General features: G+C 66.1%; 22 protein-coding genes. 11 read left to right on the forward strand and 11 right to left on the reverse strand.

Going from position 1 to position 23,493, the window contains the following annotated elements; genetic code table 11:
- From VMV82_05065 to miaB, 6 genes are all read right to left on the reverse strand, one after another.
- Positions 1-1,220, reverse strand: a 1,220-nt coding sequence (locus tag VMV82_05065; protein ID HUY40919.1) for a radical SAM protein, incomplete at its 3' end; no start/stop codon positions are given.
- Positions 1,208-1,993, reverse strand: coding sequence for a diaminopimelate epimerase (gene dapF / locus VMV82_05070; protein HUY40920.1), 786 nt, complete (start codon positions 1,991-1,993; stop codon positions 1,208-1,210). The genes VMV82_05065 and dapF, both read right to left, overlap by 13 nt.
- A gap of 12 nt (positions 1,994-2,005) precedes the next feature.
- Positions 2,006-2,896: a tRNA (adenosine(37)-N6)-dimethylallyltransferase MiaA gene (gene miaA, locus VMV82_05075; GenBank protein HUY40921.1), complete on the reverse strand. Its 891-nt coding sequence runs from the start codon at positions 2,894-2,896 to the stop codon at positions 2,006-2,008.
- Positions 2,897-2,901: 5 nt separating this feature from the next.
- Entirely contained in the window at positions 2,902-4,590 is a 1,689-nt protein-coding gene (gene mutL, locus VMV82_05080; protein ID HUY40922.1) for a DNA mismatch repair endonuclease MutL, read from the reverse strand.
- Positions 4,583-7,069 carry a DNA mismatch repair protein MutS gene (mutS, locus tag VMV82_05085; GenBank protein HUY40923.1) on the reverse strand — a complete coding sequence of 829 codons (2,487 nt, stop codon included), beginning with the start codon at positions 7,067-7,069 and terminating at the stop codon, positions 4,583-4,585. Before mutS ends, mutL begins: the two co-directional genes overlap by 8 nt.
- A 13-nt stretch (positions 7,070-7,082) precedes the next feature.
- Positions 7,083-8,504 carry a tRNA (N6-isopentenyl adenosine(37)-C2)-methylthiotransferase MiaB gene (gene miaB, locus VMV82_05090; protein HUY40924.1) on the reverse strand — a complete coding sequence of 474 codons (1,422 nt, stop codon included), beginning with the start codon at positions 8,502-8,504 and terminating at the stop codon, positions 7,083-7,085.
- Between the two features lie 48 nt (positions 8,505-8,552).
- On the opposite strand from miaB, the gene der reads away from it, so the two are divergent.
- From der to VMV82_05125, 7 genes are read left to right on the forward strand one after another with little or no spacing between them, the layout of a single operon-like run.
- Positions 8,553-9,899 (forward strand): ribosome biogenesis GTPase Der, encoded by a 1,347-nt coding sequence (der, locus tag VMV82_05095; GenBank protein HUY40925.1) that lies wholly within the window; start codon positions 8,553-8,555, stop codon positions 9,897-9,899.
- Complete coding sequence (gene plsY, locus VMV82_05100) at positions 9,896-10,510, forward strand: glycerol-3-phosphate 1-O-acyltransferase PlsY (protein HUY40926.1); 615 nt, start codon at positions 9,896-9,898, stop codon at positions 10,508-10,510. The genes der and plsY overlap by 4 nt, the downstream gene beginning before the upstream one ends.
- The gene (gene efp / locus VMV82_05105) at positions 10,494-11,057 is read left to right on the forward strand and encodes an elongation factor P (GenBank protein ID HUY40927.1); all 564 of its coding nucleotides are present in this window, start codon (positions 10,494-10,496) and stop codon (positions 11,055-11,057) included. The genes plsY and efp overlap by 17 nt, the downstream gene beginning before the upstream one ends.
- Before the next feature lie 9 nt (positions 11,058-11,066).
- Positions 11,067-11,840 carry a sulfite exporter TauE/SafE family protein gene (locus VMV82_05110; protein ID HUY40928.1) on the forward strand — a complete coding sequence of 258 codons (774 nt, stop codon included), beginning with the start codon at positions 11,067-11,069 and terminating at the stop codon, positions 11,838-11,840.
- A 51-nt stretch (positions 11,841-11,891) separates the two neighbouring features.
- A complete protein-coding gene (locus VMV82_05115; protein ID HUY40929.1) occupies positions 11,892-13,121 on the forward strand; it encodes an MFS transporter in 1,230 nt (409 codons plus the stop codon).
- On the forward strand, positions 13,121-14,182 hold the full coding sequence (locus VMV82_05120; GenBank protein ID HUY40930.1) for a hypothetical protein: 1,062 nt from the start codon (positions 13,121-13,123) through the stop codon (positions 14,180-14,182). The genes VMV82_05115 and VMV82_05120 overlap by 1 nt, the downstream gene beginning before the upstream one ends.
- An 11-nt stretch (positions 14,183-14,193) precedes the next feature.
- Positions 14,194-15,675, forward strand: coding sequence for a cation:proton antiporter (locus VMV82_05125; GenBank protein HUY40931.1), 1,482 nt, complete (start codon positions 14,194-14,196; stop codon positions 15,673-15,675).
- 4 nt (positions 15,676-15,679) lie between these two features.
- On the opposite strand, the gene fumC is transcribed toward VMV82_05125, so the two are convergent.
- On the reverse strand, positions 15,680-17,107 hold the full coding sequence (gene fumC, locus VMV82_05130) for a class II fumarate hydratase (protein HUY40932.1): 1,428 nt from the start codon (positions 17,105-17,107) through the stop codon (positions 15,680-15,682).
- A 42-nt stretch (positions 17,108-17,149) separates the two neighbouring features.
- A complete protein-coding gene (locus VMV82_05135; GenBank protein HUY40933.1) occupies positions 17,150-17,707 on the reverse strand; it encodes a SprT family zinc-dependent metalloprotease in 558 nt (185 codons plus the stop codon).
- Between the two features lie 37 nt (positions 17,708-17,744).
- Here VMV82_05135 and VMV82_05140 point away from each other — a divergent pair, with 37 nt between their 5' ends.
- The 3 genes from VMV82_05140 to VMV82_05150 are packed head-to-tail and all read left to right on the forward strand — an operon-like array spanning position 17,745 to position 19,809.
- Positions 17,745-18,155: a tetratricopeptide repeat protein gene (locus VMV82_05140; protein HUY40934.1), complete on the forward strand. Its 411-nt coding sequence runs from the start codon at positions 17,745-17,747 to the stop codon at positions 18,153-18,155.
- Positions 18,152-18,985, forward strand: coding sequence for a M55 family metallopeptidase (locus VMV82_05145; protein ID HUY40935.1), 834 nt, complete (start codon positions 18,152-18,154; stop codon positions 18,983-18,985). The genes VMV82_05140 and VMV82_05145 overlap by 4 nt, the downstream gene beginning before the upstream one ends.
- Positions 18,982-19,809: a M55 family metallopeptidase gene (locus VMV82_05150; GenBank protein ID HUY40936.1), complete on the forward strand. Its 828-nt coding sequence runs from the start codon at positions 18,982-18,984 to the stop codon at positions 19,807-19,809. The genes VMV82_05145 and VMV82_05150 overlap by 4 nt, the downstream gene beginning before the upstream one ends.
- A 31-nt stretch (positions 19,810-19,840) precedes the next feature.
- On the opposite strand, the gene VMV82_05155 is transcribed toward VMV82_05150, so the two are convergent.
- Entirely contained in the window at positions 19,841-21,178 is a 1,338-nt protein-coding gene (locus VMV82_05155) for an NAD(P)/FAD-dependent oxidoreductase (GenBank protein HUY40937.1), read from the reverse strand.
- A 3-nt stretch (positions 21,179-21,181) separates the two neighbouring features.
- Here VMV82_05155 and VMV82_05160 point away from each other — a divergent pair, with 3 nt between their 5' ends.
- Positions 21,182-21,856, forward strand: coding sequence for a site-2 protease family protein (locus tag VMV82_05160; GenBank protein ID HUY40938.1), 675 nt, complete (start codon positions 21,182-21,184; stop codon positions 21,854-21,856).
- 27 nt (positions 21,857-21,883) lie between these two features.
- Here the strand turns inward: VMV82_05160 and pcaF are convergent, their stop codons facing one another.
- Together pcaF and paaI are read right to left on the reverse strand one after the other, a co-directional pair.
- Positions 21,884-23,086: a 3-oxoadipyl-CoA thiolase gene (gene pcaF, locus VMV82_05165; GenBank protein ID HUY40939.1), complete on the reverse strand. Its 1,203-nt coding sequence runs from the start codon at positions 23,084-23,086 to the stop codon at positions 21,884-21,886.
- Positions 23,083-23,469 carry a hydroxyphenylacetyl-CoA thioesterase PaaI gene (gene paaI, locus VMV82_05170; protein HUY40940.1) on the reverse strand — a complete coding sequence of 129 codons (387 nt, stop codon included), beginning with the start codon at positions 23,467-23,469 and terminating at the stop codon, positions 23,083-23,085. Before paaI ends, pcaF begins: the two co-directional genes overlap by 4 nt.
- Between the last annotated feature and the right edge of the window lie 24 nt (positions 23,470-23,493).

Consider the following 23,493-nt stretch of genomic DNA (forward strand, 5'->3'; position numbering starts at 1 on the left):
TAGTGCGTGTGCGTGAAGTTGCCCACGGCCGCTCCAGCCGCGCGAATCGCGTCGAGCGCGGCGCGCATGCCGAGCGGCTCTCGCGACCGCCCGACGGCGGCGAAGTAGCATTCGGGGTCGATATTGAGCGTGCGCGTCTGCACCATCGCCACGGGAACGTTGCGCAGAAATGCCGCCGCCGCCGCCACTTCCTCTGCGTCGTCGGTGACGCCGGGGTGCGTCAACAGATTGAGCGAGACCCGAAGGCCGCGCTCGACGGCGAGACGCGCGGACGCGAGGACGTCGTCGAGTTCGTATCCGATCGGCCGGTAGTAGGCCGCGTAGACGGCGGGACGAAAGGAGTTGAGGCTGATACGCACCGCGTCCAGCCCAGCGTCGATGCAGGTCCCGAGCGCACGCGGCATGCTGCCGTTGGTGTTGAGATTGATCGTTCCGTTGCGGCGCTTCTCGCGAATGATGTCGATGGCCCGCGCAATCGCCGAGGACCGAAGCAACGGCTCGCCTTCGCACCCTTGGCCGAAGGAGACGATGCCGTCGTCGACGCGCTCGAGATGCCGGATGGCCACGCGCGCCAGCTCCTGCGCAGAGATCTCATACGAGATCCGTTCCTGCGGCGAGGGAACGTGCGTCTGCGGCTCCTGCTCCGAGATGCAGCCGATGCAGCGGGCGTTGCACCGCGGGGAAACCGGAAGCGCCGCTTCGCCGCGCTCGAGAAAGACGTTCTGCGCGGTGAAGCATCCGTACTCGCGCGAGCAACGGGCAACTTGTGCGAGCACGCGATTCTCTACGTCCTCCGCGAGACGGCGATCGAGCACCGCCTCCAGCTGACCCGGCTCGAAGCGCCGCGGGAGCCAATCCTCGCTCTCGTCCGTTCGCATCGCGGCAACGTGCAGCGTATCGTTGAGGACGCAGGCAAAGGTGTAGCCGAAGAGCGGCAGAGCCGGCGCGTCCGGCTCCGATTCGTACGCAGGAACGAGAAGCCGCGTGTACCCTGCGGGTAAAGCAGCCGCAAGTGCGTAGCGTCTCGACGCCGGGCCCGAGGCCGTGAGCGGATGACGCTGCGGGAGAATCATCGGCATCGTTCCTGCCGGTGCGGCGATCAACTCGTCGGCGTGCGCTTCGCGAACGACGCCGCCGTCGGCCAGAGGGACTGCCGTCTCGTCGAAGTAGATTCGACCGCGCCGATCGCAGTACGCGAGCCCCGCCGTTAGAGCTTCCACGGGTCGATCGCCGTTTCGAAAACGCGCATCGCAGGGCCGGTGAGATGCGCTTCTCCTTCGCCGTCCCATTCGACGACCAAGACGCCGCCAGGAACGTGTACGTCGACCGGCGAGCGCGCGCGTCCGAGCGCGATGGCGGTAGCGGCACACGCGACGGCGCCGGTGCCGCACGCTTGCGTCAGCCCGACGCCGCGCTCCCAATGGCGCACGCGCAGGGCGTGCTCGTTCTCGACGACGGCGAGGTGGACGTTCGCGCCCTGCGGCAAGGCCGGCGAGCGTTGCAACGCGATCGCCGTCGCTACCAGATCCATGTCGTCGCCTGCGGCTCGCAACAGGACGACGTGGGGATTTCCGAGCGAGACGACGCGCGCCTGCGCGAGCTCGAGTGCGACCGATTCGAAACGCGGAACGCCCATTGCGACGCGAACGAGATACTGCGGCTCGCGGGCAACCACGCGCGTCGCAATGACGCCGGCTTCGGTCTCGACCATGAGAGCGGCGCCCTCGCCCGCCTCGTCGAGATAGCGTGCGACGCAGCGGATTCCGTTTCCGCACATCTCGGCTTCGCTACCATCCGCATTGAAGACGCGCATCGCAACCTGCGCGATGCGTGACGAGCCGACCACGAGCAGACCGTCCGCTCCGATACCACCGCGCCGGTCGCAGAGGCACCGCGCGAGCTCGGGCCCCCGCTCGACGGCCGCTTCGCGCGCATCGACCACGACGAAGTCGTTGTGCGCGCCGTGCATCTTCACCAAACGCATGGAGTTCATCGTGTACGACCCTTACCGCCAACCCAGAGTTTCCCTTGCGAACGCCTCGAGAGCGTCCGCACGAACGCGGCGCGCGGTGCGCTCGCCGCGAAACCAGGCGCGTTGACGCCGCGCATACCGCCGCGTCGCCCGCGCGAGCAACCGGCGAAGCTCTCCCGCCGTCGACCATCCACGGGCCCACGCGAGCGCGAGCGGGTAGCCGACCGCGTTCGAAGCGACCGCTTGTGCCCCGATGCGCTCGGCTTCGTCGACGAACCCGGCGGCGAGCATCGCGTCGACGCGCCGCTCGATGCGCGCGTCCAGCTCGTCGAGGGGCACGTCGAGCACCGCGTACGCAAAGCCGATACCCTGCGACGCAAGCGTCGGCAGAGCACCGTCGCGGTCCGGGGCCACGCCGCTCGCGAGGGCGACTTCTAATGCGCGCAGCACGCGATAGGTGTCCTCCGGATGGAGCGCCGCCGCTCGGACGGGATCCCGCGATGCGAGCCATGCGTGGAGCACGCCGGCGGGATGCACGCGTGCCTCGATCGCCAGGCGCTGCCGAAGGCCGCGATCGTACTGGGGAGCAAGAGCAACCTCCCCCGCGAGCGCACGCAGATAGAATCCCGTTCCGCCGGCGACGATCGTGCGCTTCGCGCGTGCGCGAATCTCTTGGATCGCACGTATCGCATCCAACGCGAAGCGCGCCGCCGAATATCGTTCGTACGGATCGACGATTCCGACGAGATGATGTGGAACAGTGGCGAGCTGCTCCGGCGTGGGAGCCGCGGTTCCAATCGGCATGTCGCGATAGATTTGGCGCGAGTCGGCTCCCACGATCTCCGCGTCGAACGCCCGGGCGAGCGCGAGTGCGGCCGCAGTCTTTCCGCAAGCGGTTGGACCGCCGAGCAGCAGGACGTCCATCGACGCTAGCGTTTGAACAGACGCGCGATCTCGCTCGGCTCCAAGCGCACCATCGTCGGCCGTCCGTGCGGACAGTGCATCGGGTTCGAGCATGATCCGAGGCGCCGCACGAGCGTCGCCATCTCCTCCATTTCGAGCCGCTCGCCAGCAACGGTCACGGAGTGGCACGCGAGCGATGCCCAGACGCGCTCGCGAGCGTCGCGCTGCTTCCTCCCGTCGGTCAGGTCGTCGAGAAATCCCGCGAGATCGAAGGCCCGCGCCCCGTAGCCGGCGGGCGTTGCAACGATGCGATAGCTGCGCTCTCCGAACGACTCGATCTCGAGACCGCCCTCGGCGAGCGCATCGAGAACGTGCGCGAGCGCGTCGCTCTGCGTCGCGTCGAGATCCACGACGTACGGCACCAGGAGCGGCTCGCTCGCAACGTGAGCGACGATCGCCTCGTATGCGACGCGCTCGTGCGCGGCATGCTGATCCACGAGGAGCAGCGCCTCGCCGTCCGTGGCCACGATGTACGTTCGGTCGACCTGACCGAGCACGCGCAGACCGCCGTCGCCGTTCTCGCTCGCGATCGCGCCAGCGTTCTCGAACAGCGTCACCGCAGCGGGAACGCCGCTCGCCATCGCGGAGAACGTAACGCTGCCGGTGCTTCCGGCATGGTCTTGCAAGCGTTGCGCTGCATCTTCGCGCAGCGTCGATGCAATCGTCCTGCGAACGGCATCGAGCACTTGCGCGCCGTAGCGAAAACGCACCTCGCTCTTGGTCGGATGGACGTTTGCGTCGATGTTCTCCGGCGGGAGATCGAGAAAGAGGACGCCGTACGGCTGTCGACCCAGCATGGTAAACGTCGCGTAACCTGCGCTCCACGCCCCCGCCATCGCTCCGCCGCGTACCGCGCGGCCGTTGACGAAGAGCAACTGCAGACGGCGGTCCGGGCGATCGTTCCCCGGCGTGCTGATGAAGCCGCTCAGGCTTCCTCCGAGCGTTCGATCGGCCTGCGCGAGCGGAATCAGCGCACTCGCGGCCTGTCGCCCGAAGACCATCGCGAGCCGCTCGCGCGGATCGTCGCTCGCCGGCATAACCCACACGTCTTTGCCGTCGTGACGCAGCGTAAAGGTGATTCTCGGATACGCGAGCGCAAAGGTGGAGAGCAGGCCGGAGATGCGGGCAAACTCGGCGCCTGGCGAGCGCAAAAACTCGCGGCGCGCCGGCACCTCCGCGAAGAGGTGACGTGCTCGCACGCGCGTGCCCGGGGGCGCCGCGAACGGCTCGACCGCCGACGATGCTTCCGCGTGCGCCGTGACGCGCGAACCGATCGGTGCGTCGCGCGTCCGCGAAACGATCTCCAGCTCGCTCACGGCGGCAATCGACGCCAATCCCTCGCCCCGAAACCCGAGGGTTGCGATCGCATGCAGATCGGCCGCAGCCGCGAGCTTGCTGGTCGCGTGCCGCGTAACAGCGAGCGCGAGCTGCTCAGGCGCGATCCCCGCGCCGTCGTCGATCACCTCCACGAGATCGGCGCCGCCGCGCTCTACGCTCACGGTGACGCGGGCGGCGCGGGCATCGACGGCATTCTCGACCAACTCCTTCACCACCGATGCCGGGCGCTCGATCACTTCGCCCGCGGCAATCTGACCGACCGTCACCGCGTCGAGAAGCCGAATCGTTGGACTCGGCTCCGAATCAGTCTTAGGCATCGGGACGTAGGAAGGAGAGCTGGAGCTCGGACGGCGTGGGCTTGCGCAAGCGCCGTCGCAGCGGGACGTTCGCTTCGACGTCGGCGTTGCCCGAGAGCGCATCGGCGACTTCGCGGGCGCGCTCGATGACGGCCTCGGGCAAGCCCGCCATGCGCGCGACCTCGATGCCGAAGCTGCGCGACGAACTTCCCGGCTGAACGCGATGCGAAAAGACCGGCGCGCCGTCGCGAGCCGTGTTCTCCACCGCCGTGATGTGATGGTTAGCAACGAACGGCCAGTGCTCGGCGAGCGCGCACAGCTCGTGAAAGTGTGTCGCGAAGAGCACCATAGGCGTCTGCTCTTCGAGGCCGAGCAGATACTCGCAGATCGCCTGCGCGATCGCAAGCCCATCGATCGTACCGGTTCCACGCCCAACCTCGTCGATGAGCAACAGCGAACGCCGCGTGCTTCGACGCAGAATGTTGGCGGCCTCGGTCATCTCCATATAAAAGGTAGAGTGTCCGGCAGCGAGGTCGTCCCCCGCACCGATGCGCGTGAAGATTCGGTCGACGATCCCGAGCTCCATCGTTTTCGCCGGAACGAACGAACCGATCTGCGCCATGATGACGAGCAAGCCCGCCTGGCGCAGATAGGTGGATTTGCCGCCCATGTTCGGCCCGGTCAGCAAGATGAAGCGCTGATCGTGCGAGCGCAGCCGAAGGTCGTTCGGCACGAAGCTCGCGTGCAGGACCGCTTCCATTACCGGATGGCGCCCGTCTTCTATCGCAATCGCGCTCGCGTCGGCGAAGGTTGGGCGAACGTATCCGCGCTCCGCGGCGCAGTGCGCGAGCGCGCAGAATACGTCGATTTCGGCGAGTGCGTGCGCCGCTTCGAGCAGCGCGGCGGTGCGCGCCGCGACGCGCTCGCAGAGTGCGCCGTAGAGGCGCTCTTCGATACGCTCTTGGCGCGTCTGCGCGGTCGAGATCGCGAGCTCAAGCTCCTTGAGCTCCGGGGTGATGTAACGCTCGCCGTTCGCAAGCGTCTGCTTTCGCACGTACTCCGGCGGAAGCTCGCCCGCATACGAACGGCTAATCTCGATCGCGTAGCCGAATGGGCTTGCGTACTTCAGCCTCAGCGTCTTGATGCCGGTCCGCCGGCGCTCGCGCTCCTCGAGCTCCGAGAGTTTCGAGCGCGCGTCGCTGCGCAGGCTCACGCATTCTGCAAGCTCCGCATCGGCATCAGGACGAATGACGCCGCCTGCGGAAACGAGGAGCGGCGGCTCGTCGACGAGCGTCGCACGCAGATCGCCCAGGAGATCGCCGAACCCGCCGAGGACCGCGAGGCGCGACGCGAACGCCTCCGGGAGAGAAGCGCGCAACGGCTCGAAGATCTCGAGCGTCCTGCGCAGCGACGCGAGATCCCGCGGCGTCGCGCGCCCAAAGCGCACGCGCTGCGCGATGCGCTCGAGATCGAAACATCCCCGAAGCAGCTCGCGAACGGCCCCTCTGCGGGCGTGTTCCGCGAGCATCACCTGCACGGCGTCCTGTCGATCGGAGATTCGCCGCGGGTCGAGGAGCGGTGCGAGGATCCAGCGAGCGAGCGTTCGCGATCCCATGGCCGTCTCGCAGCAGTCGAGCGTCGCGAGCAGCGTCGCGCGCGGGTTCTGCCCATCGGCCTTCGTCAGCTCTAGATGTTTACGCGTCGACGGATCGAGCGCGAGAAAACCGCGCGAGCGATAAGGCTGCGGATCCAATATCAGCGACGTGCCGCACAGAGCGGTCCGCCGAACGAACGCGCCGAGCGCATCAAGCGCGCGGTGGATCGCCATCGACTCGTCGAGAGAGAACCCGTCGATCGCGCCGCGATCCCGTTCCTCCACGACACCGAGGACGGGCGCCGCAAAGCGCGCGCCGAGCTCTTCGACGGCGAAGGCCATCGTCGCTCGAATCTCCGTAGGGAGGTCCGCGATGACCTCCGTAGGCGCGACGCGAACCAGCTCCGCCATCATTTCGTCGTATGCGTCCTCGTCGGCAAAGGCGGTAGCGGCGCATTGTCCCGTCGAGACGTCTGCGTAGGCGAGCGCAAAGGCGTCGCCCAGCGCGGCGATCGCGCAGAGGTAGTTGTTGGTCTTCCCGTCGAGAAACTGTTCTTCGATCAGCGTCCCGGGGGTGACGATGCGCGTGACGTCGCGGGCGACCAGCTTGTTCGGCTGAGGCGCCTCGAGTTGATCGGCAAGCGCGACGACGAAACGCTGTTGCACGAGCTTCGCCAGATACTGCGTCAGCGCGTGATGCGGCACGCCCGCCATCGCGACGCGCCGACCGCCGCCCGCTTCCTTACTCGTCAACGCGATCTGCAGCGCGCGCGCAACCGTCTCCGCGTCCTCTCCGTAGGCTTCGTAGAAGTCGCCGACGCGCGAGAGCAATATCGCCTCGGGATGCCGCGCCTTCATCCCGAAGTACTGCTCGAGCATCGGCGGGTACTTGCGCGCTTGGCTCACGCCCGCGCCTGCCTCATCCGGCGATCAGATCGATTGCCGGCTGCGCGACGCGGATCCCCTCGTCGCGAACGCGCGCGGCGCGACGCACGACCCGCCCCGTGCAACCCCAGAGATGCGACGCGTCGATCGACACGTCGAGCCACGGCGTGCGCGCGTATGCCGTATCGTCGAAATCCGGCGGCTTCGCAGCGACGACCGTCACGTTGTCGCCGCTCTTTGCGGCGAGCCTGGCGTTGTCTTTCTTCGAGCTCCCTACGATCAAGCAACGCACCGTCGTGCCGATCTTGCGCGTGTGATACGCTTGCGTCGCCGCGTTCTGTGCGTCGACGAGCCGGCGAAACCGCTGCGCGACCACCGCCGGATCCACCTGGTCCCACGCAGCCGCGGGCGTCCCGCGCCGCTGCGAGTACATGAAGGTGAAGGCGTTTGCGAATACTCCGCTGCGCACGATATCGAGCGTCTGCGCGAAATCGTCCTCGGTTTCGCCCGGGAAGCCGACGATGAGGTCGGTGGTGATCGCCCAGCCGGGCAGCGAACGCCGTATCCACGCCACGCGTTCTTCGAAACCCGCGCGCGTATACTTGCGATTCATGCGCCGCAGCATCGCGTCGCTGCCCGATTGAAGCGGTAGATGGATGCGAGGGTTCATGCCGGTAACGGCCGCGAGGTCGGCGATCGTCTTCTCCGTGAAGTCCTTCGGATGCGGCGAGATGAACGTGAGGCGCTCGAGGCCGTCGAGGGCGGCGACGGCTCGGCAGAGGTCGCCGAAGTCCGCGCCGTCGGCCGGGTCGCGCCACGCGTTTACGGTCTGACCGACGAGCATCACCTCGCGGGCGCCCGCCCTCAGTCGATCGCTAACCTCGCCGAGAATCGCGTTCTTCGCGCGATGATCGAAACGACCGCGCACGTGCGGAACGATGCAGAACGTGCAATAGTAGGAACAGCCGCGCTGCACCGTGACGAATGCGCGCAGGTGCGAGAACGCGTCTGCGAGGCCATCGGCCGTGCCGCCGAACGGCTGGAGCAAGAGCGCGTCGCTCGCAATCGTTTCGTCATCGAGCGCAGCGAGATCGTCGTACTCCGCGCGCCACGCGTCGAGGCGGTCTGCGAACGCGGCGAGCTCCTTCGTGCCGAAGACCGCGTCGACGTGCGGGGCGCGCGCGCGCATCCGATCGCGATCCTGCTCGGCAAGGCAGCCGACGACGACGAGCCGCACGCGAGGATCTCGCTCCTTCAACAGCTTGAAGTGGTGGATGCGGCCGTACGCGCGACGCTCGGCATTGTCGCGCACGGTGCATGTATTGACGACGACGACGTTCGCCTCTTCCGGTCGCTGCGCTACCGCATAGCCGGCGGCGACGGCGCGATCCGCAATATACTGCGAATCTGCCTCATTCATCTGACAGCCGAAGGTTTCAATGTAAACGCGCGCCATGTCCGTTGCTTGAGGGACTGCATTTCCCGTTGGCGAAGGCTTCTCCCCGTGTTCCAGCCGGCAACTGTCGCAATCGTCGGTCGGCCGAACGTCGGCAAGAGCGCGCTCTTCAATCGCCTGGTCGGCCGGCGCCTCGCAATCGTCGAGGCGACTGCCGGCGTCACGCGCGACCGGCTCTACGCTCTCGCGGAGTGGCGCGGCTCCTTTTTCACCCTCGTGGACACCGCCGGCATCGATCCCGATGCCGGCCACGGCGACATCGAGGCCTCCACGAGCCGCCAAGCGGAGGTGGCCGCGCAACAGGCGGACGTCGTGCTCTTTGCCGTGGACGCACAGGTCGGTCGCCAGCCGCTGGACGAGGACGTCGCGCGCATCCTGCGCTCCACGCGGCGGCCGGTCGTACTCGTCGCGAACAAATCGGAATCGCCGAGCGCGGCGGCATCGGCGCTCGCCGAGTTCGCGCCGCTCGGCTTCGGCGAGCCGGTCACGGTCTCCGCAATCCACGGTGAGGGGACGGGCGACCTCCTCGATCGCATCGTCGAGCTACTGCCCACGCCAACGGCGACGCCCGACGACGAGAAGGAGCTCGCGATCGCCATCGTCGGCCGCCCGAATGTCGGCAAGAGCTCGCTGCTCAATGCCCTTCTCGGCGAAGAGCGCGCGATCGTCTCGGAGGTTCCCGGGACGACGCGCGATGCGATCGACACGATCATGCGACGTCACGAGCGCACGCTGCGCCTCATCGACACGGCGGGCATGCGCAAAAAACCCGAGGCGCACGGCGCGATCGAATATTATGCCGCGCTGCGCTCTCTTGCGGCGATCGCACGCTGCGACATCGCCCTCCTGCTCTTCGATTCGACGGCAGGCGTGACGGCGCTCGACCGCCGGCTGGCCGGCATCGTCATCGAGGAGCGCAAAGGGCTTATCTTGGTCGGCAACAAGTGGGATCTCGCGCGCGAGCAAGGCGGTGACTTCAGCCAAGGGGAGCTTGCCAACGCCGTGCACGATCTTCTGCCGTTCGCGCGCTTTGCGCCGGTAACGTTCCTCTCTGCGAAGACGCATCGCCGGCTCGGCAGCCTCATCCCCCTCGTCGAGCAGATCGCCGAAAATCTCGACCGCCGCATTCCGACCGCGGCACTCAATACCATCGTGCGCGACGCCGTCCTCACCCATCCCGCCCCGGCGGTTGGCGGGCGAATGCTGCGCGTCTTCTACGCCTCGCAACCGCAGACGCACCCGCCGCTCTTCGTCTTCCACTGTAACGATCCGACCCTCGTGCAGCCGTCGTACGAACGCTTTCTCGAAAACGTGCTGCGCCGTCATTGCGATTTTACGGGTGTTCCGCTCAGCTTTCAGTTCCGTCCCCGTCGCACCGAGGAGGCCGGCGCATGACTCTCTTCCTGATCGCCCTTTGCGCATTCGCCATCGGCTCGATTCCGTTCGGCTACCTCGTGGGATACTTCGGGTACCGCAAGGACATCCGCGAGCACGGGTCGGGAAACATCGGCGCGATGAACGCGCTGCGGTCCCTTGGGAAGACGGGCGCGGCCGCCGTTCTCGTGCTCGACGCCGCCAAGGGGTTCGCACCGGCGTTCTTCGTCGCCGAACGCGGCTACGGCGATACCGCCGCCTCAATCGCCGCCGCTGCCGCGGTGCTCGGCCATTGCTTCTCGCCGTGGCTTCGCGGCCGCGGAGGCAAAGGCGTGGCAACCTCGTTCGGCGCGATCTTCGCGCTCAACGTCTACGCCGGGACGATCGCAGTACTCGGCTGGATTGCCGGAGCGCTCGCAACGCAATACTCGTCGATGGGCTCCTTCTTCGGCAGCCTGCTCGCGCCGATTGCGCTCTACATCTTCTCCTACGGTTCCCTCGCGCAGACGCTCTACGGCGTTTTTGCGCTGCTTCTCATCGCCTATACGCATCGCGAAAACATCGCTCGCTTGAGAGAAGGAACGGAGAACCCCATCCGCCTATCAGGCGCGAGTAATGATATCGTCGAATGATCTGCGCAACGGCGTCACCATCAGCGTGGACGGCCAGCTCTGGACCGTCATCGAGTTCCTCCACGTCAAGCCCGGGAAAGGCTCCGCCTTCGTCCGCACGCGTTTGAAGAACGTCAAGACGGGCACCACGCTCGAGCGGACGTTCCGCGCGGGCGAGAAGCTCGAGCGTGCGACGCTGGACAACCGCGGAATGCAGATGCTGTACAACGACGCCGACGGATTTCACTTCATGGACCAAGAGTCGTTCGAGAACGTCACGCTGCAGCGCGAGCTGATCGGCGATCCCGCGGATTTCCTGAAAGACGGCATGGTCGTCGACGTGCAGTTCCACGACGGCGTCCCGATCGGCGTCGAACTTCCGGCGCACGTGGAGATCACAATCGTCGAAACGGACCCGGGGTTCAGAGGCGACACGGCGACGAACGTCACGAAGCCGGCGAAGCTCGAGACCGGCGCAACCGTGCAAGTCCCGCTCTTCGTCGAAAGCGGCGACGTCATTCGCATCGATACGCGCGATCGCCGTTACATCGGCCGCGTCAGCTCCTAGCGGTCCGCGGTGATCACCGCCGTCGAGCTCCTCATCGCAGCCTTCTTGGCAAGCGTCTTCGGCTCGATGGTCGGCCTCGGTGGCGGCTTCATCCTCGTGCCGGTACTGCGCCTTTTCTTCGGTCTCGGGCCGGCCGAAGCCGCGGGAACGGCCCTCGTGCTCGTCGTCGCGAATAGCGGCAGCGGGGCGTTCACCTATCTTCTACAGCAGCGCGTGCACGTGCGCGTCGGCCTGCTCTTCGCCGCGGGCGGCTTGCCGGGAAGCATCGCCGGGGCTGTACTCGCCAAGCACATCTCCGCTACGCTCTTCGACGCTTTACTGGCACTCCTGCTCTTCACGGTCGCAGTCGACATGGTGCTGCGACGCGCCAAACACGTGTCGGAACGGGAAGACTCTACCAGACACGTGCACACGCTGCGTGGTATGCCTACGGCTGCCGCGGTCGCCGTCGGATTCGGCGTCGGCTTGGTGTCGAGTCTCTTCGGCATCGGCGGCGGCGTCGTGCTGGTGCCGACGCTGCTCTATTTCTCGGATCTGCCCGCGCATGCGATCAGCGCCACCTCACATTTCGGCATCGTTCTCACGTCGCCGGTCGGGCTCACGGTCCACGCCTTTCAGCACGACATTCGCGTCCGCGACATCGTCCCGCTCGTCATCGGCGGCCTCTGCGGCGGGCCGATCGGGGCGCGCCTCTCGCTACGCCTACGGTCGCGACAGCTTTTGATCTTCGTCGCCGTCGCTCTCGCGGTCGGCGCGATATCCCTGGTTCTGCGCCATCTGTAGAACCGCCCGAGGGTTGACGCCCGCGCGCGTTCTTGCTATATCTCTGCGTCTATGGTCGCCGTTGCGCGGCTCGCGCCGAGCGTCTTTTCCTCGCGCGGGTTCCGACAGTATTTTCTCGGACAATCGCTGAGCCTGCTCGGCGACGGCCTTCGCACGCTCGCAATTCCGCTCTTCGCGTATCACCTCACGCACTCGGCGCTCTCGACCGGCGCCTCGCTCGCATGCGAGATCGGTCCCTTCTCGCTCTTTGGGTTGGTCGGCGGATCGCTCGCTGACCGGCTCGACCGCCGAAAGCTCATGATCGCATGCGACGCTATTCGCTGTGCGGTCATGGCCGGGTTCGCCGTCGCCTACGCGATGCACGTCCTCACAATGCCGATGATCTATAGCGGGCTCGTCGTTATTTCCATTGCAGCGGCGGCGTTCCTGAGCGCGCAGTCCTCGTCGATACCGTATCTCGTCGGCAAGGATCGCACGACCGAGGCAGTCGCCGTCCTCATCGGCGCGGAGAACTTCTCGAACCTCGTCATGCCGACGCTCGGCGGGGCGCTCTTTGCGATCTTCGGCCCCTTTCCGGCGCTCATCATCAACGCCGCGACGTACTTCGCGTCGCAGCTCTCGCTGATGCGCATCCCGACGCTCGGCCCGGAGCAGATCCACGGCTTGCCCTCGCCGCGCCAGTTACGTGCGGACATTGCGCTCGGCTTTCGCACGCTCTTGGCAGATCGCGGCATGCGCGCGCAGGCTGCGCTTGCGTTCGGCTTCAATCTCTTCGCCTTCGGAGGATACTCGATCCTAATCCCGTTCCTGAAGACGGGGTTTGCGGCGAGCGACCGCGAGATCGGTTTCTTCCTCGGGGTCACCGCCGTCGGCGCCGTCGTCGGCACGCTCTTCTCGACGGTCAACGCCCGCCGCTGGCCGTTCGGCCGGGCGCTCGTCATCGCGTACCTGATCGACGCTTTCCTCTTCATTCCGGTCGTTCTAACGCACGATCTATGGCTCGCGGCCGCGTGCTGGGCCGGGTCGAACGTCGCTGCAAGCTTCGAGATCGCGCAGATCATCGGCTTCCGTCTGCGCATCGCGCCGGCGGAGCTCGTCGGCCGCGTAATGGGAGCGGTACGGCTCGTCGTTCTCGGCGGAATGTTGCCTGGCGTCCTTGTCTTCGGATGGATCGCCGATCACCGCAGCGCGCACCTTGCGATGAGCATCATGGTGCTAGGCTTCGTGGCGCTGGCCGTCGTAGCGTTCTGTACGCCCGCCGTACGAAACGAGGCCCGCTGATGCTTCTCCTAAGTGCGATCCTCGCGCTCTCGCTGCCGCCCCACACGCATATCGCTGCGCAAGAGCAGCGCGTGCCGATGCGGGTAAGCGCAGACGGCATCGTCGCGGCGAACGTGACGCTGATCGGCGCGAGCGGCGCGTCGAGGATCGTCGTCTGGGACCACGCGCTCCATGCCACGCTCCTATCGCCGCCTTCTGCGCTGCAGCCCGGAGAGCTCTCCGCAGGGCTGGCGCTCGGAGGCTTCGGGGGTCCTTCGACGCTCTACGTGACGCGCGTGGCGTCGATGGAGCTCGAGGCAGGCGGAAATCGCCTCACGCCGGTTGCGTACCTCGGGACCTTGTCCGCGCCGCTCGTCCTCGCGCCGTGTGCGAAGATCACGCAGCCCGACTTCCTTCCGTACGTCGACGACGTCACCGCGAACGGCATCTACATCACGTACGAATCGCCGGATTCGCCGGAGGTGCTCGACGGCGCCACGACCAGCGCCCTGGCACCATACGCCGTGTTGTTCGACGAGGGTTCGTGCACGCTTCTCGGCCGTGCGTCGATTCGAGGCGCGAGCGACGGTTACGTCGTCGGTTTCCGCGGTTACTTAGGGGCGTTCATCGCGCCGACCGATCTCAACATCGAGACGCAGCGGTACGTCGCCGTGCGCATCCACGGAGGGACGCTCTCCGAACTCGGCCCCGGCGTCGCGATGGCCGTCTCTCCAGACGGGACCGCCGTGGGCGCCGATGAGCTGCCCGGACTCCACGATGCGAGCGCGCCTCACGCCATGCTTTGGCGCCCGGACGGCACGCACGTCGCTCTCGCACCGCATGCGCGCTCGAGCGTCGCGTACGCGATCGATGAAGACGATACCGTTATCGGCACGCTCGCCGGCACCGACGGAAAGCCTTATGCGTTTATCTGGGCTGACGGACGGCTGCATTTGCTCGACGACGTCGTTCCCGCGAGAGGATGGCATTTCGAAGCCGCATTCGCGTTCGGCCCACGCGAAGAGATCCTCGGCACCGGGACGCGCCATGGCGTGCAGAGCGCTTTCGAGATCGCGGAGTAACGCTCGCCTCGATGACAGACATGGTCGCGCGCTACCCGGCGCTGTCCGTCGAGCTGGGAGCGGTCTTCGTTTTGATCGCGGCATTCGCTTCGCGCATCCTGTTGAACCGTCTCGGCATCCCTTCGATCGTCACTCTGCTTGGATTTGGATTGATTGCGGGCCCGAGCGGAATCGATTTCGTTCGGCTCGACCTGACGAACCCCGGAACGAGAGCCCTCCTGCAGCTTGCCGTCGTCATCGTTCTCTTCGAAGCCACGCTACGCCTCGATCTTCGAGGAGTCCCAAAGACGACGATCGCCCTGCTCGCGGTTGCCGGTCCGGCATTGACTCTCGCAATCGTGCCGAGAGTAGTCCAAGCCTACCATTTCAGCCACTTGTTGGCCTCGATGATTGCTGCTATATGTATCGTGACCGGGCCCACGGTCATCGGTCCGCTCATGGCGCGAGTGCGCCCTCGGTCATCAGTTGCACATCTGCTGGAATCGGAGGGGCTCGTCCTCGACGCCCTGGGCGTCATCATTGCCGCCGTGGTCTTTGCAACGTACACGTCGCGTCCCGGGACGCCGCTCGAGGCAAGTTGGCAGGTAACGCAGCGCATCGGAACCGGCATCGTGCTTGGCGCGGCATGGGGCGTTCTCGGTCGCTACGTTCTGACGTGGACGGCACGCTGGTCCAGCGACATCAGCAAGGTGGGAGTACTGCTGCTGGGCCTCGGTGCGTACGCCACCTCGGAGTGGGTCTCGCACGAAAGCGGCTTGGTCGCCGTCGTGCTGTGCGGCTTTCTGCTCGATTTTCGAGTCCTTCCTCACGAACGGCTCGTGCGTGCGTTCAAGGAGGACCTCTCCATGCTCGCGCTCTCGACCGTGTTCGTCCTATTAGCCTCGCAGATCCGGGTCGAGCAGTTAGGGCCGCTCGTGATCCCAGCGATGGCTATCGTCGGCGCACTCGTCGGGATTCGGGTCGTTACTGTGGCTTTAGCAACCTTCCGCAGTGCCTTTACGCTCCCCGAGCGGTTGCTCACGATGTCCGTCTTCCCTCGCGGCATCGTCGCGGTCTCGCTGGCGACCTATTACGCAACGCAGATTCCGGCATGGGGCCTACGCGGAGGCGACCGTCTGGCTGGCATCTTGTTTCTCGTCGTCGTCTTCACCATCGCGATCTCCACGCCGAGCGCCATTGCAGTCGCGTTGCGGTTGAGGCTCCAGATGCCCACCGTCGTCATTGCCGGCATTACGCCGGCAACCTTGGAAAGCGCTCGCCGGTACAAGCGCTCGGGCCATACTCCTGTCTTGATCGATCTGGACGAGCAGGCCGTAGCACTCGCACGATCCCATGACTTCGAAGCAGTCACCGCAATCGACCGGCTCCAGGTTGCCCGCATCGTTCGCGAGCGCGGCGCAAAGATATTGATCGTCGACTCGACCGCGCGCTGGGACGATTTCGACAGGCGATCCCTTCCGGATCTCGTCACGGTGTTGGGGCCGGAGGGATAAGCGCCTATTTCGGCTGGGTCATCTCCGCGGGAACGACGATCTTGTCGTACTGCGCTTCGTCGACGTAACCGAGGGCGAGCGCTGCGGCTTTGAGCGTCGTCTTCTCGTGATGCGCCTTCTTCGCAATCTGCGCCGCCTTGTCGTAGCCGATTACGGGCGAGAGGGCGGTAACGACCATCAGCGACTCGTCGAGATGACGTTTGATGACCTCCTCGTTCGGCTCGAGGCCTTCCACCATGTGGACCCGGAACATCGTGCACGCGTCGCGCAGGAGCGACGTAGAGTGCAGGAAGTTTGCGATCATCACCGGGTTGAAGACGTTCAGCTCGAAATTGCCTTGCGACGCGCCGAAGCTGATCGCGAGATCGTTGCCGTAGACCTGCACGCAGACCATGGTCATCGCCTCGCTCTGCGTCGGATTCACCTTTCCCGGCATGATCGAGCTGCCCGGCTCGTTCTCGGGGAGAATCAACTCGCCGATGCCGGCGCGCGGCCCGGAGCCGAGCCAGCGGATGTCGTTGGCGATCTTCATCAGGGCGGCGGCAAGCATCTTGGTCGCCCCGGAGGCGAAGACGAAATCGTCGTGCGACGCGAGCGCGGCGAACTTGTTCGGGTGGGAACGAAACGGGAGCCCCGTGAGCTCGGCCACTCTCTTTGCCGTCCGTTCGCCGAACTCGGGGTGCGCGTTCAGGCCCGTGCCAACCGCCGTGCCGCCGATCGCCAGATCGAAGAGCGGATCGAGCGCTTCGCGGCACGCCTTGATCGCGCGGTCGACCTGCGTCGCATAACCGGAAAACTCTTGCCCGAGCGTCAGCGGGGTTGCGTCCTGCAGGTGCGTGCGGCCGACCTTCACGATGCCGCGCCACCGCTCGGCCTTGGCGGCCAATGCGTCGCGCAGCGCCTCGACCGGCGGCAGCATCTCGATCATCGCTTGCGCCGCGGCCATGTGCATGGCCGTCGGGAACGTGTCGTTCGACGATTGAGACATGTTGACGTGGTCGTTCGGGTGGATAGGCTTCTTCGAGCCCATCTCTCCCCCGGCGAGCTCGATGGCCCGGTTCGATATCACCTCATTGACGTTCATGTTCGTCTGGGTGCCGGATCCCGTCTGCCAAATGCGCAGCGGAAAGTGCGCGTCGAGTTTTCCGGCGACGACCTCATCGGCAGCCGCGACGATGAGACGCGTTTCCTCGTCGCCGAGCTTGCCGAGATCGTGGTTGACGAGCGCGGCGGCTTTCTTCAAGGTCGCCATCGCGCGGATGACGGCGCGCGGCATCACGTCGCGCGGCCAGGCACCTTCCCCGATGTCAAAATGGATGAGCGACCGCGCCGATTGCGCACCATAATAGGCGTCCCCCGGAACCTCGATCGAACCCATCGAATCGGATTCGACGCGCGTGTTGGCCCCATTGCTCGAGATGCTGCTCTTCATCGCCGCCCTATTCTCGCGCTTCTTCCGCATGAATGCCCGGCCTTAAGTCTCAGGCCGCCGGCCGCGGGCAGCCGTTGCGGCGGTCGCCGTCGAGCCGACGTGCTTCGTTTCGACGACTTCGTAGATCGCAAGCGGAAACCGCGCGTCGAAGCGCCGCTGATTGCAACGCGGGCAGCTCGCCGGCTTGCCGGGAATACGCCGGCGCAGCAGCTCGAAGGAACAAGCGTCGCAGCGCAGGATGTAGCGCCTGGTCGACTCTTTGCGCGGACGCACGTGCCCGAGATCGTGATAGATCGAGGTCAGGCCGCACTCGCGCATCTTGCGCCGGAATCGAGAACCGTGCCCTGTGTCGCGAAAGCGATCGTAGCACCAGGCATGGACCATCTCGTGCAGCAGCGTCTCCTCGAGCGCCTCGGGATACCGGCGAAAATGCTTGGGAGAGAGCTCGATCAGCAACGGCGTGCGGCCGTAGGTGATGCGCCCCGCCGAGTTCGAGAAACGCGCGTTGTACGCGATCCGGCAATCCGGCGCGGTTCCGTTGAAATGACGGTTGTTCAGCCGAGCAAAGAGCAGCTGCAGCTCCGCTTCTGAAGGCAGCACGGATGATTCTCTTCGCCGCTCGTCCAAACGCCTCTTCGTGAGCACTCCCGAGCGCGGTCTTCCGCCACGCATCTACCTGCCCTTCGTCGCAGCATTCGCCCTCGTCTTTCTCGGGGTCATGGGGTATCTCGTCGCGGTCGGATTCGGATCGGGCGGATCGGTCTTCGGCGCCTCGGGCTCGAGCACGCAGCAGACGGCGCAGCAGCGCGTCGAAGGCGGTCCGCCGCCTGCCGTGATGCTCCAGTTCCAAGCATTACGCCGGCGCATTGCCCGCCATCCGAACGACGACGTGGCCCTGACCCAGCTCGGGGACATGGAGCTGGCCGCAAACCGCTTTAGCGAGGCGATTCCGTACTACCGCCGCGCGCTCGCCGTGAACCCGCACAACGTCGCGGCTCAGACGGGTCTTACCGAGGCGCAAGAGGCATTGCGCGAAGAGCGCCAGTGAAGCTCTACGTCTCCTGCGACATGGAAGGGACCGCCGGCGTCTGTTCCTGGCGCCAGTGCGACCCGGAAGACCGTGACGAATATCCGATCTACCGCCGCTACATGACGCACGAGGTGCGTGCTGCGATCGACGGTGCGCGCGAAGGCGGGGCGACCGAGTTCCTCGTCAACGACTCGCACTGGTCGATGCGCAACCTCTTATGGGACGAGCTTCCGTCGAGCGTGCGCGTCATCGCCGGGGCTCCGAAGCCGCATTCGATGGCCGAAGGTCTCGACGGCGGATCGGACGGCGTCTTTCTCACCGGCTATCACGCAAAGAGCGGCGCGCGGGACGGCGTTCTCGCCCATACGTTCAGCGACGAAACCGTCTATCGCGTAACGATCAACGGGGTGGAGTGCAGCGAGGCGCTACTCGTGGGCGCGCTCGCCGGCGCGAACGGCATTCCGGTGCTGCTCGTTACGGGCGATAGCACGATCGTCGCTGAGACCCTGCGCGCGTTTCCTTGGGCGGTCGGCGTCGCCGTCAAAGAATCCATCGGCTACTACGCTGCAAATACCCTCACGCCCCAGGCCGCGCAAATCGCCATTCGCGCCGGAGCACGTGACGCGATGGCGCGCGTTGCCGCCGCGCGACCTTTCGCGTTTGCGGGTCCGGTCGAGATGCGCTTGGAAACGACGGGCGCGCAGCACGCCGACTTCATCGAGCTCATGCCGGGGTTCGAGCGTCTCGACGGGCGCACGGTGCGCTTTTCGGCAGACGATTACCCGACGGTCTATCGCGCGTACGTCGCCGCGGTTCGGCTCGCCGGGGCCGCGAGCGCACCCGCGTGAAACTCTACGTGTCGAGCGACATGGAAGGCGTCGCCGGCGTGACCTCCTGGCAGCAGGTCGACGCGCGTACGCCGCATCCTGAGTATGCGATTTTTCGCCGCTACTACACCCTGGAGGTGCGCGCGGCGATCGACGGCGCACGCGAAGCCGGCGTCACCGACGTGCTCGTCAACGATTCACACGGTCCGATGCACAATCTTCTCTTCGACGAGCTCCCCAGCGACGTACGCGTCGTTTTCGGCAATCGCAAGCCGTATTCGATGGCCCAGGACGCGGACGGAGGCTTTGGTGGTGCGTTCTTCGTCGGATACCACGGCGGCGCCGGCGACGCGGACGCGGTGCTCTGCCACACGTACGCGCCGTCGGTGATCTACGAGGCGCGCGTCAACGGCATTCTCTGCAGTGAAGCAACGCTCAACGCCGGGCTGCTCGGCTATTACGGCGTGCCGGTGCTGCTCGTCACCGGCGATCGCACGACCGTCGACGGCGTCGCGCGGCAGATGCCCTGGGTTACGGGAGCGATCGTGAAGGAGTCCATCGGCAGCTTTGCCGCCAACTCGCTCTCGCCGGCAGCGGCGCGCGACGCGATTTTTCATGCGGCCCGCGAAGCCGTCTCTCGCGCGAAGGGCGCGAAACCGTACGTTTTTACGCCGCCGCTCGCGCTCGACGTGCAGCTCGTGACCGCGGCGCAAGCCGACCTCGTTGCATCGATTCCCAGTTTCGAGCGCACCGGCGGCCGCAGCGTGCGTTTCGTGCACGACGAGTTTCCCGTGCTCTTCCGCGCCTTCGTTGCGGCGTGGCGCATGGGAGGGCTCGCGAGCTAAGCACTGCCGCCTCGAAGCGAGTCTCGTTCGTCTAGAGACGCACCGCGGGCTCGTCGGGAGGAGTCAAGCCTGCCTCAGCCGCCGCACTCGACTGCGCGCGGCGGCTGTACACGCGCAGCTCCGCGATATCGCGCGGGAAGAGCACGTCCAACGTCCAATCGAACGCGACGCGCAGCCTCCGATCCAACCCGGGGAGCCGAAACAGATAGTACGTTCTCCACAAGAACCACGCAAGGAACCCGGTGAGCACGCGATTTCCAGGCAGCTGCGCGACCGCTTTTCGCGCCCCGAGCGATGCCATCATTCCGAGCGCGCGAAAGTGAAACGGCTTGGTCGGTTGCCCGCGCAGCACTGCGACAAGATTGTCGGCAAGCCGCGGCCCTTCGCGTACGGCATGTTGTGCAGTCGGCGGATAGTACGCGCCCGATTCCTCGGGAATTGCGGCGCAATCGCCTGCAGCCCACACGCTGGGAAACTCCGCCGCGCGTAAATCCGAGCCTACGATGACCGCCCCGCGTTTTGTCTGCAGGAGCGGGGTCTTCGCGACGATCGGCGACGGTCTCACGCCGGCGCTCCAGACGATCGTCGCCGTGCGGATCCGCGTTCCGCTTTGGAGGACCAAGCCATCCTCGTCGGCCCGCGCCACGCCGTCTCCCGTTCGCACGTCGACCCCGCGTGCGGCGAGCACGCGCCCAGCGTACGCACCCATACGCGACGGAAGCCCTGGGAGTAGCGCGCTCCCACCTTCGAGCAACACGACGCGCACGCTCCGTGCCGGTACGCGCGGGTAGAAGCGCAACACGCTCTTGAAGAGCTCGACGATCTCGCCCGCTGCCTCCACGCCCGTGAAGCCTCCTCCGACGATCGCCACGCTCAGCAGTCGGGAGAGCGCCGCCGCGTCCTGCGTGGAATCGGCCAGCTCGAGCAACCAGACGAGACGGTTGCGCAACACGGCAGCGTCTTCGAGCGTCTTCAAGGCAAACGCGCGCTCCGCGACGCCCGGCAGATTGAACGTCGAGGTTGCGGATCCCAACGCGAGAACGACGTGATCGTACGCAAGCGTTTCCGCTCTGCCGGTAAGCATGTGAGTGTACGTCACGGTACGGGAACGAACGTCGAGCGCATCGACGTCGGCAAGCACGAAGGTCGTTCGTCGCAGTTGGGAACGGATGGGGGTGACGACGTGCCGCACGTCCAGCGCGCCGGAGCAGACTTCCGGCAACATGGGCGTGAAGAGGCTGAAGTTCTCACGGCCGACGAGCGTGACCGTTGCTTCCGCAGGACGCAGTCTACGCTCCAACCGTGAAGCAACCGCGACCCCTGCAAACCCTCCTCCGAGGATGAGAATGTGCGGCGTCGTACCGCTCATCCCGTGGAGCCTCCGCCGCCAACGCCTCCCGAGAAGCCCGGTCGCAAAGGGAAAGCCGCCGGCGGGATCGGCGCCGTGGCCGCAACGCTTGCCGCGCTCGCGCTAAAGTTCAAAACGATAATCGCGGTGCTCCTCCAGTTCAAGTGGGCGCTGCTGCTCGTCAAAGTCCTCGCATCGAGTTGGACGATCGTGCTCACGCTTTGGCTATATGCGGTCGCATTCGGTTGGGAGTTCGGCCTTATGTTCGTGCTGCTCATCTTGGCGCACGAACTCGGACACTATGTCGCCTTTCGCGCCTACGGGCTACCGGTCCGCCTCCCTGTCTTCGTGCCGTTTCTCGGCGCGTTCACCGCCGGCGCCGTTCCGCAAGATCCGGAGCACAGTGCGTATATCGCACTCGCGGGCCCACTCGTCGGGTTCGGGCTTGCCGCAGCGTGCTATGCGATGGGCGTATCGTTACACGAGCGCTTCTGGCTCGCGGCAGCCTCGGTAGGCTCGTTCTTGAATCTCTTCAATATGATTCCGATCGTGCCGTTCGACGGCGGGCGCGTCGTCTTTTCGGGTCGCGCCGTACGAACCGGGGCGCGTTACGCGATCTTCGCGTGGTACCTCGCCGTCGTCGCGGGGCTCGCCGTCGTCATGTGGCAGACGTATTCGGCTCTCGGCGCGTATCGATAACGCGCGCGACGTTCCGCGCGCATCGCGCTACGGAGCTTCGAGAATCATCGCGATTCCCTGCCCGACCCCGATGCACATCGTGCAGAGCGCGCGCTTGGCTTTCCCGTTCGCGAGCTCGACCGACGCCGTCAGCGCAAGGCGCGCGCCACTCATGCCGAGCGGATGGCCGAGCGCGATCGCTCCGCCGTTCGGGTTGACGTACGCAGCGTCGTCGGGTGCGCCGAGCTCGCGTAGGCATGCGAGCGCTTGCGAGGCAAAGGCTTCGTTCAGCTCGATGAGATCGAAGTCTCGCATCGCACGGCCGGTGCGCGCCAAAAGCCTCCGCGTGGCCGCGACCGGGCCCATGCCCATGATGCGGGGCTCGACGCCTGCCGTTGCAGCGGCGACGACGCGCGCTCGCGGCCTCAACCCGTAGCGCTCGACCGCGCGCTCGGAGGCGACGATCAACGCCGCCGCGCCATCGTTCACGCCGGACGCATTGCCGGCGGTCACCGTGCCGCCCCGGCGAAACGGCGTCGGAAGTTTGGCGAGCGCCTCGCGCGAGGAATCCGAGCGCGGATGCTCGTCGCGCGAGACGACCGTCATCGATTTCTTCTGCGTCACCGTCACGGGGACGATCTCTTCCGCCATTCTACCGGAGGTGATCGCCGCGAGAGCGCGCTCGTGCGATCGCGCGGCAAATGCATCTTGGTCCTCGCGGCTCACGCGAAACTCGGCGGCGACGTTCTCGCCGGTCTCGGGCATGCTGTCGATGCCGTACTGCTCTTTGAGGATTGGGTTCACGAACCGCCAGCCGATCGTCGTGTCGTAGATCTCATGCTCGCGCGAAAACGCGCTCGCGGCCTTTGGCATGACGAACGGCGCACGGCTCATGCTCTCGACGCCGCCTGCCAATGCAAGATCGATCTCTCCTGCGGCGATCGCGCGTGCGGCGATGGCGACGGCATCCATCCCCGATCCGCAAAGACGGTTCACGGTCGAGCCTGCAACGCCGAACGGTAGCCCCGCGAGCAGCAGCGCCATGCGCGCAACATTGCGATTGTCTTCGCCGGCCTGATTCGCGCAGCCGAGGTAGACGTCGTCGACGGCCTCCCAATCGACGCCGCTGTTTCGTTCGACGAGGCAACGAATCGGGATCGCCGCCAAGTCGTCGGCTCGCACGCTCGCGAGTACGCCGCCATACCGTCCGATCGGCGTACGCACGCCGTCGCAGAGAAACGCCGCATTCATGCCGGAACGACCGTTCCCCGCACGGCGGCCGAGTGACCGCGAAAGATCGCGACGATGCGGCCATCCTCGGCGGTAATCGTAACGTCGTAGATGCCGAAACGGCCGTTGAGATTCGTCTCGCGAGCCTCGGCGATCAACAGCTCGCCTTCGTTTGCGGGCGTCACATACGTGATCGAACAGTGTTGCGCGACAGAAAGCACGTTGCGCGAATTGCACGCAAACGCAAAGGCAGAGTCCGCGAGCGTGAAGACGGCTCCGCCGTGCGCGGTCAGGTGGCCGTTGATCATCGCCGGCACGAGGCGCATCGACACCCGCGCGTATCCGGGAGCCGCCGCCTCGATGCGCATCCCGGCGGCTTGCGACGCGCGGTCGCGTTCGAACATCGCGGCGGCGCAGCGCCGCGCCAG

This window comes from Candidatus Dormiibacterota bacterium (assembly GCA_035532035.1).
In the GTDB taxonomy this organism is placed as follows: Bacteria; Vulcanimicrobiota; Vulcanimicrobiia; order Vulcanimicrobiales; family Vulcanimicrobiaceae; genus Tyrphobacter.

Bases quoted from the DNA above. Each gene is read 5' to 3' on its own strand.
- VMV82_05120 (HUY40930.1), top strand. From the start codon at position 13,121: ATGCTTCTCCTAAGTGCGATCCTCGCGCTCTCGCTGCCGCCCCACACG.
- paaI (HUY40940.1), bottom strand. From the start codon at position 23,469: ATGTTCGAACGCGACCGCGCGTCGCAAGCCGCCGGGATGCGCATCGAG.
- pcaF (HUY40939.1), bottom strand. From the start codon at position 23,086: ATGAATGCGGCGTTTCTCTGCGACGGCGTGCGTACGCCGATCGGACGG.
- plsY (HUY40926.1), top strand. From the start codon at position 9,896: ATGACTCTCTTCCTGATCGCCCTTTGCGCATTCGCCATCGGCTCGATT.
- dapF (HUY40920.1), bottom strand. From the start codon at position 1,993: ATGAACTCCATGCGTTTGGTGAAGATGCACGGCGCGCACAACGACTTC.
- miaA (HUY40921.1), bottom strand. From the start codon at position 2,896: ATGGACGTCCTGCTGCTCGGCGGTCCAACCGCTTGCGGAAAGACTGCG.
- mutL (HUY40922.1), bottom strand. From the start codon at position 4,590: ATGCCTAAGACTGATTCGGAGCCGAGTCCAACGATTCGGCTTCTCGAC.
- fumC (HUY40932.1), bottom strand. From the start codon at position 17,107: ATGAAGAGCAGCATCTCGAGCAATGGGGCCAACACGCGCGTCGAATCC.
- miaB (HUY40924.1), bottom strand. From the start codon at position 8,504: ATGGCGCGCGTTTACATTGAAACCTTCGGCTGTCAGATGAATGAGGCA.
- VMV82_05125 (HUY40931.1), top strand. From the start codon at position 14,194: ATGACAGACATGGTCGCGCGCTACCCGGCGCTGTCCGTCGAGCTGGGA.
- efp (HUY40927.1), top strand. From the start codon at position 10,494: ATGATATCGTCGAATGATCTGCGCAACGGCGTCACCATCAGCGTGGAC.
- VMV82_05155 (HUY40937.1), bottom strand. From the start codon at position 21,178: ATGAGCGGTACGACGCCGCACATTCTCATCCTCGGAGGAGGGTTTGCA.
- VMV82_05115 (HUY40929.1), top strand. From the start codon at position 11,892: ATGGTCGCCGTTGCGCGGCTCGCGCCGAGCGTCTTTTCCTCGCGCGGG.